7 protein-coding genes are annotated in these 12,059 nt (G+C 57.9%); 4 read left to right on the top strand and 3 right to left on the bottom strand.

The genetic code is table 11. The annotated features are described in order from the left end of the window. Positions 1-28: 28 nt before the first annotated feature. Entirely contained in the window at positions 29-991 is a 963-nt protein-coding gene (locus QVZ43_RS00710) for an AAA family ATPase (RefSeq protein ID WP_223793849.1), read from the bottom strand. A 165-nt stretch (positions 992-1,156) separates the two neighbouring features. Between QVZ43_RS00710 and QVZ43_RS00705 the strand changes: the two genes are divergently transcribed. The 3 genes from QVZ43_RS00705 (at position 1,157) to QVZ43_RS00695 (ending at position 8,413) form a co-directional block, all read left to right on the top strand. Further along, positions 1,157-6,043, top strand: a complete 4,887-nt coding sequence (locus tag QVZ43_RS00705; RefSeq protein WP_302908479.1) for an NAD-glutamate dehydrogenase — start codon at positions 1,157-1,159, stop codon at positions 6,041-6,043. Positions 6,044-6,318: 275 nt separating this feature from the next. Then, positions 6,319-7,368, top strand: coding sequence for a class I SAM-dependent methyltransferase (locus QVZ43_RS00700; protein ID WP_302908478.1), 1,050 nt, complete (start codon positions 6,319-6,321; stop codon positions 7,366-7,368). A gap of 118 nt (positions 7,369-7,486) precedes the next feature. Then, positions 7,487-8,413, top strand: a complete 927-nt coding sequence (locus tag QVZ43_RS00695) for a M14 family metallopeptidase (protein WP_302908477.1) — start codon at positions 7,487-7,489, stop codon at positions 8,411-8,413. 196 nt (positions 8,414-8,609) lie between these two features. On the opposite strand, the gene QVZ43_RS00690 is transcribed toward QVZ43_RS00695, so the two are convergent. Continuing rightward, complete coding sequence (locus QVZ43_RS00690; RefSeq protein WP_302908476.1) at positions 8,610-9,914, bottom strand: ferredoxin reductase family protein; 1,305 nt, start codon at positions 9,912-9,914, stop codon at positions 8,610-8,612. 317 nt (positions 9,915-10,231) lie between these two features. Here QVZ43_RS00690 and QVZ43_RS00685 point away from each other — a divergent pair, with 317 nt between their 5' ends. After that, positions 10,232-11,371 carry a class I SAM-dependent methyltransferase gene (locus tag QVZ43_RS00685; RefSeq protein ID WP_302908475.1) on the top strand — a complete coding sequence of 380 codons (1,140 nt, stop codon included), beginning with the start codon at positions 10,232-10,234 and terminating at the stop codon, positions 11,369-11,371. A 3-nt stretch (positions 11,372-11,374) separates the two neighbouring features. Here the strand turns inward: QVZ43_RS00685 and QVZ43_RS00680 are convergent, their stop codons facing one another. Next, positions 11,375-11,995: a riboflavin synthase subunit alpha gene (locus QVZ43_RS00680; protein WP_302908474.1), complete on the bottom strand. Its 621-nt coding sequence runs from the start codon at positions 11,993-11,995 to the stop codon at positions 11,375-11,377. Positions 11,996-12,059 lie beyond the last annotated feature (64 nt).

Below are 12,059 nucleotides of genomic sequence, written 5' to 3'. Positions count from 1 at the left end.
GGTATCAGTCTGTCCAGTTGGCGCGTGTTCAGGCGGTTACGGGCACCCGGTCAATCAGTCGCTGAATGACCGTGTCGGCCGTCACGCCTTCGGCTTCGGCTTCAAAGGTCAGCAGGATGCGATGGCGAAGTACGTCAAAGGCCATAGCACGCACATCATCCGGTGTCACGTAGTCCCGGCCGTCCAGCCAGGCCAGGGCACGGGCGCATCGATCCAGTGCGATGGTGCCCCGGGGGCTGGCGCCGAAGGCGGTCCAGCGGGCCAGTTCCGGATCGATATCAGTAGCATTACGTGTTGCCAGAACCAGAGCCAGCAGATAGCGTTCGACGGGTTCTGCCATGTGCAGATCAGCCACTTCGTTTCTTGCGGCAAATACCTGTTCTGCTGACAGTTTTGTGCTGGCATCCGGCTGTCCCTGACGGTAATCGTTGCGGGCCAGATGGAGGATCGCACGCTCGGCATCGGCCGAAGGGTAGTCGATGATGACTTGCATCAGGAAACGATCGAGCTGGGCTTCCGGCAGGGGGTAAGTGCCTTCCTGCTCAATGGGGTTCTGGGTTGCCATAACCATGAATAATGACGGCAGTGGAAAGGTCTTGAGTCCCACGCTGACCTGCCTTTCTCCCATAGCTTCCAGGAGTGCGGATTGCACTTTGGCCGGCGCACGGTTGATCTCATCGGCCAGAACCAGGTTGTGGAAAATCGGCCCGCGCTGGAATTCGAACTGGCCGGTTTCCGCCCGGTAGATTTCGCTACCGGTGACGTCGGAGGGTAATAGGTCCGGAGTGAACTGGATACGGTGGAAGTCACCTTCCAGGTGATCGGCGAGTGCTTTGATGGCGGTGGTTTTTGCGAGGCCGGGGGCTCCCTCGACCAGCAGGTGACCGTCGGCCAGAAGGGCAATCAGAAGTCGGTCAACCAGTTTTTCCTGTCCAATTATCCGTTTTGCTAACTGCGATCTTAGCTCACCGAACGTATGCTGTAGCGACATCGAAAAAGAATGCTCCCACTTTGTGTTTTGGCTCATTCGAGCAACGTGTATCGTCCGTAGGTAGTTGCCGCAGTTTTGGTGTCTAAACGGCAAAAATCAAGGGTTTGACTATCCTTATGTGACGTTTCGTCGATTACGTTTATTTCACAGTCACCGAGGTTAAACATGAATGCAGTGACAGTAGCCAGCAAGGATCAGTTCTTTGAGCAGTTGGCTGATGCGTTCGCCCAGAAAATAGCAAAAACAGAAGCCAAGAAAATCAGTGAGTTTGCCAAGCAGCACTATGCCCATATCCCTCTGGAGGAGCTCACCAGCCGCCGATTTTCCGATACCTATGGGGCAGTGTTGGCGTCCTGGCAGTTTCTGCAAAAACGCCAGGCGGACGAAACCCCGGTGTCGGTGTTCAACCCGGACCTGGAGAGCGATGGTTGGCAGTCGACCCACACGGTCGTTTTCATTCTGCATCCGAACATTCCGTTCCTGATCGACTCTCTGCGCATTGCGATCAACCAGCGGGAGATCGGCACCCATTCCATCCAGTATTCCATCCTGCGTGTGGACCGGGATACCGATGGCAAGCTGAGCAAGCTGCTGACAGGCCAGAAGCCGAGCAAAAAGACTCAGTACGAAGCGTTCATCGTGCTGGAGATTGACCGGCACAGTGATCCGGCAGACCTGAAAGTCCTTGAGGATGTCCTGCAGGAGGTCCTGGAGGAAGTCCGCATTGCGGTGGGTGACTTCCCGGTGGTCACCAACAAGGTCTGCGAGATCTTGGACGAGCTGAATGAGACCAAGGCGGGCATCAGTGATGAGGAAAAAGACGAGGCCCGAGCCTTCCTGAACTGGCTGGTCGAGGATCACTTCACTTTCCTGGGCTACGACGAGTACGACTTTGCCAAGGACAAAAGCGGCATGGCGGTGCGCCGGGTTGAAAACTCGGAGTTGGGCATCCTGCGTGTCAACAATGAGCGCCCGGATCGTGTGCGCCTGAACGAGCTGCCTCAGCGTACCCGGCACGAAATGACCCGGACGGACGACATCTTTATTTTCGCCAAGTCGGCCCAGCGCTCCCGGGTGCACCGTCCTGCTTACCCCGATTACATCGCGGTCAAGAAATTCAACAGCAAGGGCGAAGTGGTGGGTGAACGCCGCTTCCTTGGCCTCTATACATCACGGGTCTACAACGAGCGGCCGGACGAGATTCCGCTGCTTCGCCGGAAGGTTGAGAGTGTGATGGAACAGTCCGGCTTTATGCGTGACGACTACGCGGGCAAGGAACTGGAGCAGATTCTGACAACCTACCCACGGGACGAAATGTTCCAGATCGAAGCGGATGAGCTTTTAGAGGTCGCCAAGGATATCCTCTACATCCAGGAGCGTCGTCGTATTGAGCTGTTCATGCGCGAGGATGTGTACGGTCAGTTTGTTACCTGTCTGGCGTTTTTCCCGAGGGATATCTACAACACCGAACTTCGCATTCGAGTTGAGCAGGTGCTGCTGGATCGCCTGGATGCTGAGGATATCGAGTTTGTTACCCACTTCTCCGAGTCGCCACTCGCCCGGGTTCAGTTCACCATCCGGGTGGCTCAGGTTGAAAACCGTCAGCTTCCCCTGGCTGAAATCCGGGACAAGGTTATCGAACTGGCCCAGTCCTGGCGCGATGGCCTGAACGAGGCCTTGAGCGAATCCTACGGAGAAGAGCAGGGCAACGAGCTGTATCGGCTTTGGTCCGTTGGTTTCCCGTCCAGTTACATCGATATGTTTTCTCCCCGCCGGGCGGCCATTGATCTGGAGCACATTACCGAATCGGTTAAGAATGGCGATCTGGCCATGAGTTTCTACCGGGCGCTGGAAGAGGATGAGAGCACGCTTCACTTCAAGCTGTTCTATCCGGACGAGCCCCTGCCGTTGTCAGATGTGATGCCAATTTTCGACCATCTTGGCTTCCGGGTACTGGGCGAGCATCCGTTCGAGGTGGTGGATCGCAACGACAAATCCGTCTGGATCCATGACTTCACGCTTCAGGCCGCATCGGGGCGGGTGGTGGATATCCATCGCATCCGGCCGATCTTCGAGGACCTGTTCCGCAAGGTGTGGCACGGTGAGGCGGAAAACGATTCTTTCAACCGCCTGCTGCTCTCTTCCTACATGAGCTGGCGGGAGATTGCGCTGTTGAGGGCTTACGCCCGGTATATGCGGCAGATCCGCATCTCCAACAGCCAGAGGTTTATCTCCAACACGCTGGTTAACCACGTTGACCTGACCCGGACCCTGCTGGATTACTTCGAGGTTCGTTTCAATCCGGACCGCTTCCATAGCGAAGCGCAGATTCAGGCGGCCCAGCAGAAACTGGAAATCGAGTTCAACGCGGGTCTGGATCAGGTTGCGAACCTGAGCGAGGACCGGGTGCTTCGGTTGTATCTGGAATTGATGCAGGCCACCCTGCGGACCAACTATTACCAGCCGGATGCAAACGGTGGGCACAAGACGTACATCAGCGTAAAGCTGGATCCTTCGAAGATTCCGGACATGCCACTGCCGCTGCCGATGTTCGAAATCTTCGTCTATTCCCCGAGGGTGGAAGGTGTGCACCTTCGCGGTGGCAAGGTGGCCCGGGGCGGTCTGCGCTGGTCGGATCGGTTTGAGGATTACCGCACCGAGATTCTGGGGCTGGTCAAAGCCCAGCAGGTGAAGAATGCGGTGATCGTGCCCGTTGGCGCCAAGGGCGGTTTCGTGGCCAAGCGGCTGCCGAGTCCTTCGAATCGGGAGGCGTTCCAGGCTGAAGGTATCGAGGCCTACAAGACCTTTATCCGTGGCTTGCTGGACATCACGGATAACCTGGTGGAATCCGGTATCAAGCCACCCGAGCGGGTGGTGCGGCATGATGAGGACGATCATTACCTGGTTGTGGCTGCAGACAAAGGTACCGCTACCTTCTCCGACATCGCCAATGGCTTGTCGGAAGAATACGGCTTCTGGATGGGGGATGCCTTTGCCTCTGGCGGAAGCAACGGTTACGACCACAAGAAAATGGGTATTACTGCCCGGGGTGCCTGGGTATCGGTCGAACGCCATTTCCGTGAAATGGGCCTAAACCCGGCATTGGACGAGTTCACCGCTATCGGCATTGGTGACATGGGCGGCGATGTGTTTGGTAACGGCATGTTGTGCTCCGAAAAAACCAAACTGGTGGCAGCATTCAACCATATCCACATTTTTGTCGACCCGGATCCGAACCCGGAAATGAGTTACAAGGAGCGCAAGCGTCTGTTCGAGATGCCCCGTTCCGCGTGGACCGATTACGACACCAAGCTGATTTCCAAGGGCGGTGGGGTGTTCAGTCGGAGCGCCAAGTCCATTCCGATCAGCCCTGAAATGAAGAAGCTGCTCGGTATCAAAGCGGACAAAATGCCACCCAACATGCTGATCAGCCATATCCTCAAGGCAGAAGCTGACCTTCTGTGGGTGGGGGGTATTGGTACCTACGTGAAGGCGGCGAGCGAGACTCATTCGGATGTGGGTGACAAGGCAAACGACGGGCTTCGGATCAACGGATCCGATCTGCGCTGCAAGGTCGTGGGTGAGGGCGGAAACCTGGGCCTTACCCAACTTGGCCGGATTGAGTATGCGTTGCGCGGCGGTCGCCTGAATACGGACTTCATCGATAATGCTGGCGGCGTCGATTGTTCGGACCACGAAGTCAACATGAAGATTCTCCTGAACCAGACGGTTGCCATGGGGGACCTCACCGGGAAGCAGCGCAATATCATGCTGGAGGAAATGACCGATGATGTCGCTGCTCTGGTTCTGAAGAACAATTACCGCCAGACCCAGGCCATCAGTATCGCCAGCGAGGACGCGGCCCAGCGTCTCGAAGAATACCGGCGCCTGATGAATACCCTGGAGAACGAGGGCAAGCTGAACCGGGAGCTGGAGTTCCTGCCGAACGACGAAACCCTGTCCGAGCGTAAGTTTGAGAAGAAGGGCCTGACCCGCCCGGAACTGTCGGTCCTGATTTCCTACGTGAAGGCGGGGCTCAAGCAAACACTGACCGACTCTTCACTGCCGGATGAACCGCTTCTGGCCAGTGAGATGTACAAAGTCTTCCCCCGTAAACTGACCCAGAAGTTCTCCAGTGAGTTAGGCGAGCACCAACTGCGGCGTGAGATTATCGCGACCCAGATTGCCAACGACATGGTCAACCACATGGGCATCACCTTTGTGGAACGTCTGAGCCAGTCTACCGGCGCGGATGCGCCGTCGATCGCGCTGGCCTGGATTATCGCCCGGGATGTATTCCGGATCGATAACTGGTGGGACAGGATCGAGGATCAGGACTTCAACGTGCCGGCCCAGCTGCAGATGGATCTTATGCAGGATCTGATGCGGTTGATGCGCCGCTCTGTTCGCTGGTTGCTGCGTAATCGCCGTGCCGAGCTGAATATCCAGGCCCATATGGAACGGTTTGCTGACAGCGTCTGGCAGATCACGGCAAGCCTGCCGGAATACCTTGGTAATCATGCCCGCACGGCCTGGGAGAAGCGACACAAGGAGCTGGTTGACGCCGGGCTCGGCAAAGAGTTGGCCTCCGTGGTGTCGGGTACCGATTACCTGTATTCCTCCCTCGGCATTATTGAGGCCCAGGAAGCCACCGGCATGCCGCTCAAGACTGTGGCTAACCTCTACTATGAGCTGGGGGATCGGTTGGACCTGAACTGGTTCGCCCGTGCCATTGCCACGCTCTCGCCGACCTCTCACTGGCAGGCGCTGGCGCGTGAAAGCTTCCGTGAGGATCTGGAATGGCAGCAGCGCTCGCTCACCGTGGGTGTGCTCAAGCTGGCTGGCACGCCAGAGGATGTGCCTCAGAGTGTGGATGCCTGGCTCAAGCGCCATAGCGCACTGGTTCGCCGCTGGAAATCCATGTTGTCAGAACTCAAGGCGGTTCGTGAACCGGAATACGCCATGTTCTCGGTGGCCTTGCGTGAGCTGTTGGATCTGGCGCAAACCACCATTCATGCCAATCAGCCGGAGTCGACTGAGCCAGTGGAATAGGGTGGTCAAAACTCTGTATTGCGAAAATAAAAAATAGCGTCAAATGCTTCGTGGTCTGCGTCACCCAGGATGGGGTGGCGCGTTCACGGACGATGTTGGCCTTATTTTCCAATCGAGTGGGCACGGTATCGCGCTACAAGTAAGTACCGTACCTGCCCCTCATTCCATTGTTTAAACCGTACCCTCCAGGGCTTCGCCTCGGGCGAGACTTGGAGGGCATTTCCGGTTAGAGTATCTCGCCTCATAACCTACCCATGTTCGGGAATACTCCAGCTATGTCCGCTTTGCCCAACTCCCATCAGGCCCTGCTTCGGGTAAACCATGTGCTCTCCGGTCGGCTTGCCCTGTTTGGCGTCACTGCGCCGGAACTGCTGGCCAAGCTGCCACAGGGTGGCTTGGTGATGACCGATCACGTTGGGTGCGCCAATCAGCTGGCCGGCCAAACCGGCTGGCAGGTGTGTTTTGGCTACGATCACCCGCAGCTGAATGCGGCCCAGGCTGACACAGTTGTTGTGTTTCTCCCCAAGGCTCGGGCCGAGCTGGATCTCCGGCTGGCGGTAGCACGAAAGATCATCGCCCCAGGCGGGCGACTGCTGGTCCTGGGGGAGAAAAAGGAAGGCATTGCCGGTGCGGTAAAGCAGCTTAAAGCCGTCGCCCCAGATGCCATCAAGGTGGACAGTGCCCGGCATTGCCAGATCTGGAGTGCTGAGGCTGTGGAGCCCCTGGATCGCTTTGATCTGACGGCTTGGATGACCTGGCACTCCATTAGCCGGGAAGGCGTGGCTGTTGAGGTTTGCGGATTGCCGGGAATTTTCAGTCGGGGTGAATTGGACGAGGGCACGGCTGTTTTGCTGGATACCTTGAATCAGGCTCCCGTCGCTGGTGAGCGTGTCCTGGATTTTGCGTGTGGCGCCGGGGTGATTGGTGCCTGGCTGCAGGGATGGCAACAGAAGAACGGGCTGCCTATGAGCCAGGTGGATGGCATTGATGTGCAGTCCCAGGCAGTTATCTGTGCCAGGGCGACCTATGAGCGTGCGGGTGCGCAGGGAAGCATCATCGCCTCCGATGGTCTAGAGGGCGTGGAAGGTTCCTGGAACGCCATTGTCACCAATCCGCCATTTCACGCCGGGGTAAAGACCGATACCTCAATGACCGAGCGTTTTCTTCAGAGCGTTTCCCGACATCTTGCCCCGCGGGGCGAGTTGCGGCTGGTGGCCAATACCTTCCTTCCCTACAAATCACTCATCGAGCGTTTCATCGGGCCGGCAGAGCGGCTGCACGAAGATCGAAAGTTCACGGTCTATCGGGCATTCCGGAAGCGCTAAACGCACCCTTGTAACGTTACACGGTGATTTCTTGGTCCAGTGGAAAGTCCCAAGTTGAGCGGGGCGCTGCGAATGCTAGAATGCCCGCCTGCATCGTCCATCACTGGAGAAAAGCGACATGAACACGGCTCCCGCCACCTATCCAATCGGCACGCCCGGCACCCCCTGGGGTGAAGAAGAACGCGCCGAATGGTTGTCACGACAGACCCGCCACCGGAGTTACGAATCCGAGGTGCTGAGCGCCATCGGTCGCCTGAGCCCACGTTTTGACGTCCAGGAGTATGGCCGTCTGGAGTATGGCTCCGATGTATATCCTTTAATGGCGATTCGCAGTCGAGAGTGGCACGAGGATTTGCCGGTTGTGCTGGTTACGGGCGGAGTACACGGCTATGAAACCAGTGGTGTGCACGGGGCACTGCAGTTCATCGATCAGCACGGGGCGGATTACGCGGGCCGCGTCAACGTACTGGTGGCGCCGTGCGTAAGCCCCTGGGGATACGAGCGTATCCACCGCTGGAATGCCAACGCCATCGACCCGAACCGCTCGTTCCACGACGACAGTCCGGCTGAAGAAGCGGCAGCACTCATGCGACTGGTGGCTCCCTTGCGTGATCGGGTGCTGCTGCACATTGACCTGCACGAGACCACCGATACCGATGAAACCGAGTTTCGTCCCGCGTTGGCTGCCCGCGATGGCAAGCCCTTTGAACCGGGCGGTATTCCCGATGGTTTCTATCTGGTGGATGACAGCGAGAACCCGCAGCCTGAATTCCAGCAGGCACTGATCGAGGCGGTGGAGCCGGTCACTCATATTGCGCCGGCCGATGACAAAGGCGAATTGTTCGGCTCACCGATGGTCGCCCGGGGTGTAATCCAGTACCCGCTCCAGAAGCTTGGCCTGTGCGCCGGTATGACGGATGCCCGCTACCGGACCACCACCGAAGTGTACCCGGATAGCCCGCGGGCAACACCCGAGCAATGCAATACTGCGCAGGCCGTCGCAGTGTGCGCCGCGATCGACTACGCGCTGGCGCATCGGCAGTAAGCGCAATGGGGGGCAAGCTAGCCCCCTGTCCAGCGTGGTTCGACAGAAGAACCGCCGTTAGCTGTGATCAGAATGTGATTGAGAGGCGAGCACCAGCTAGCGCAACACGAAAGCGAGCAGTATCAGGCATAAGGTGATCGTCAGAGTCCAGGTGATCAAGGAAACCCGCTGGCTCTGACTCACACGCTTGATTGGATTAGTCATAATCGAATCGCTCCGAAAGGATACGATCAGAGGGCGTGCCCCTCTCAATCAGGTGGTTTTCAACGATATCCATCATGATCGCGGGTCCGCACATCACAAAGACCCACTCTCTGAACTCATCTTCTGAAAACACGCGATCCATCAAGGAACCGTCGATGAAGCCTTTCTCGCCATTCCAGGTGTCGGGCGGTTCCGACAGCACAAAGACCGCGCCCTCCGCATCCAGCTCCTCGCGATAGGCAATCTGGTCGAACCTCCGATTGCCGTAGACTAATTTCACCTTGCGCGAATCGCCTGTCAGGCGCAATTGCCTGAGTATGCCCCGCAGCGGAGCAAGGCCGACGCCGCCGGCAATGAGGGCGACCCCGGGTTCGGTGCGATCATCGACAGACAGATTTCCGTAGGGGCCATCCAGATAGGCGAGCGTTCCAGGTCTGATCTGGCCCACGGTTCGCGTAAAGTCGCCAAGTTCCTTGATCATGAAGGAGATTGCCGGCCCGGCCGCCGGCGCTGAGCTAACGGAAAAGGGATTCTCCTTCATCGAAAAGGGGCTATGACCCACATTGAGCCAGACGAACTGCCCGGCCCGGTAGTCAAGGCCGGGATGACCCTCTGGCTGTACAATCAGTTCCCATTGTTTTGGCGTTAACTGGACGACTGAGGTCACCCGCCAGGGGTGCTTCTTCTGCAGAAACGGAACCAGCAGGTAAACGCTCAACAGGGACCCGGCGGCCACACCCGTCAGTACCAGCCACACCCAGGTCATCAGGGGCTGCGACCCGTAGCGGCCTGCCGAAACGGTGTGGTGGAGCAGAAGAATGGCGATCAGGAATGCGCCAATGCCATGCAAAAGGCGCCATGTCTCATATTTGTAACCCAGTTGCTTGCGTCCGATCGCCAGCACAACAAGGCTCGGGAGAAGAAGGTAGGCCGCAATGCCTGTCGACAGTGCTGAAAATTCCGTCGTGATCGTCAATTCCCGGGTCGGGTCCCAGGGGCGCAGACCACCCGAAGGCGTCCCCTGGTAAAGAAACGGGTGCAGCAGTGCAAAGGCCAGAGCCGTGCGAGCCATGATCTGGTGGAAACGCATGGTTACATCCATGCCTACGCCATTTGAAATGCTCTTGAAGCGGCCGGACAGGATAAATTCCGCAAGGATCATCGAGAAGGCAAGAATGCCAAGGCCGGATGCCAGCTCCTGGTGAAACTGGCGAGGCGGGCCTCCCACCCAGGCGGACAGGACCAACGGAAGGGCGACAGCGACAAGGTAGATAACAATCAAAAAGAGCGCTTTCATCCGGCGGGTCCGTTTCACCTCCTGTGGCCTTGCAATTTAGTCGGTGAATGAGGCCTTGGCAACGCGGGAACGGTTCATGAGTCCGGCGGCTGTCGTGTTCTCGCGTCGAGCATTGATGGGCTTCTGTGTTACCAATTTCCGTGTGGCCAAAACGAAAAAAGCCCCTGGGGTAAGGGGCAAGAAGGTTCGCGTCCTTGAACATAGGAGCCAACCGGAAAAGGGATACTGCCTGTACGATTCCAACGTTAAGATTTATTTCTAGAATAATCAGCCTAGAATACCCCTCCTGTGACCCAGTTCCGGTTGAGTGCCCTGAAATGCCCGCTTCTACACTTGATTTCTCCGGTGGAAATCTCTCGCTTTCCCGCCCCGGCAAGGCCGCTTCGTTGCGTGCCTGGGATGCTGCGGATGAGCTGTTGCTGACCGAGGCAGTGGCCCGGATCACACCTTCGGAAATGCAGCGTGTTCTGGTAGTGGATGATCAGTTCGGCGCGTTAACACTCGGTTTGTCGGCATTTGGACCAGACGTGGTCGCCGACAGCGCGGTACTTCCCGTAGCCCTTGTTGATAACGCTCGTCGCAATCCGGAGCTACCGCCACCGGTCGCGGTTCGAAGCTGGCTGAATCCACCAGAAGGCCCCTACCATGCGATTGTGCTTCGTATCCCGAGACACAGCGATTACCTGGCGTGGCTTCTGCGCTGGGTGAATGGTGTTTTGGCGGATGACGGCCTGCTGCTGGCGGGCGGCATGATCAAGCACTTGCCGGACCGCAGCGTGGATGTCTTTGCCCAGGCGGTTCAAACCGAAGAGGTGTGCCCGGCCCGCAAGAAAGCGCGAGTGATTGTATGTCGGCCGGGAACGGCCAGTCTGACGGATTGGAGCGGGGCCTGGAAAGGGTATGCGCTGGATCGGAGCGAGCTGACTGTTCAGGCCCTTCCGGCGGTGTTTGCGCGAGAGAAACTCGATATCGGAACCCGCCTTTTTCTTCCTCATGTTCGAGAGTCGGTCTCGGTGCTCTCAGCGGGCGACCGCGTGCTTGACCTTGCCTGCGGTAACGGGGTGGTTGGCCTGGCAGCGCTGACGGAGCGGGAGGATCTGGAGCTGACCTTCAGCGATGTCTCCAGTCAGGCGGTGGCCAGCGCGCAGCGCAATCTCTCAGAGGCGTTTCCGTCGGCACGCGTTCAATGCCTTCATGCCGATGGCATTGATGCTGGCGCCGGCCAATTCGAGCGGATTCTGTTGAACCCGCCGTTCCACGAAGGTGGCGTCGTGGGTGATCACATTGCCCTGCGGCTGTTCGCGCAGGCCAAAAAGCATTTATCGCCAACCGGACGGTTGCTGATGGTGGGCAATCGTCATCTGGGGTATCACCGCAGCCTGCGTACGTTCTTCCCGGTGGTTCGCCAACTGGATGCGAACCCCAAGTTTGTGGTGCTTGAGGCGGCCTTCCGGTAGTGCCTACAGGGTGGGAGCGGGGCGGTCGTAGCCCATGCGCGCCAGGGTATCCACAATGGTCTGGGTCTGACTGTCGATCTCGATGTTCACCCGGTTGCCCTCGCTGACCGTGCCGAACGTGGTTGCCCGCAGGGTTTCGGGAATCAGGTGGACATTGAAACGGTTATCGCGCACCTCACCGATGGTCAGGCTGGCACCGTTGATGGCAATGTAACCCTTTGGGAAAATGTAGCGAGTCCATGCCTGTGGCACTTCAAACCAGATGGTCACGTTGTTTTCCGTTCGTACAATTTCGACGATTTCAGCGGTGGTGTGAACATGTCCTGACAGCAGGTGACCGCCGATTTCATCACCGATTCGGGCGGCCCGCTCAAAATTAACCGCGTCGCCGGCGTTGAGATCGCCCAGGGTGGTCAGACGCAGGGTTTCCTGCATGGCATCGAAGTAGAGGGTCTCGTTTTCCTGTCGGGTCACCGTCAGGCAGGTGCCGTTGATGGCCACCGAGGCGCCAATTGCCACACCATCGACTTTGTCGTCAGGAAGGCGAATAGCAAACGTGCTGAGCCCGGGCGCTTCGGTTACGTTCTCAATGGTTGCGATGCCCTGAACAATGCCTGTGAACATAACAAGTGCCTCCTGGGATTCCTGCGTGGTTTGCTGAGGGAGGCACAGAATAGCGAGCCGGGCT

The sequence above is a fragment of the Marinobacter suaedae genome, assembly GCF_030519635.1.
In the GTDB taxonomy this organism is placed as follows: Bacteria; Pseudomonadota; Gammaproteobacteria; order Pseudomonadales; family Oleiphilaceae; genus Marinobacter; species Marinobacter suaedae.
This window is presented reverse-complemented; position numbering and strand designations above follow the sequence as displayed.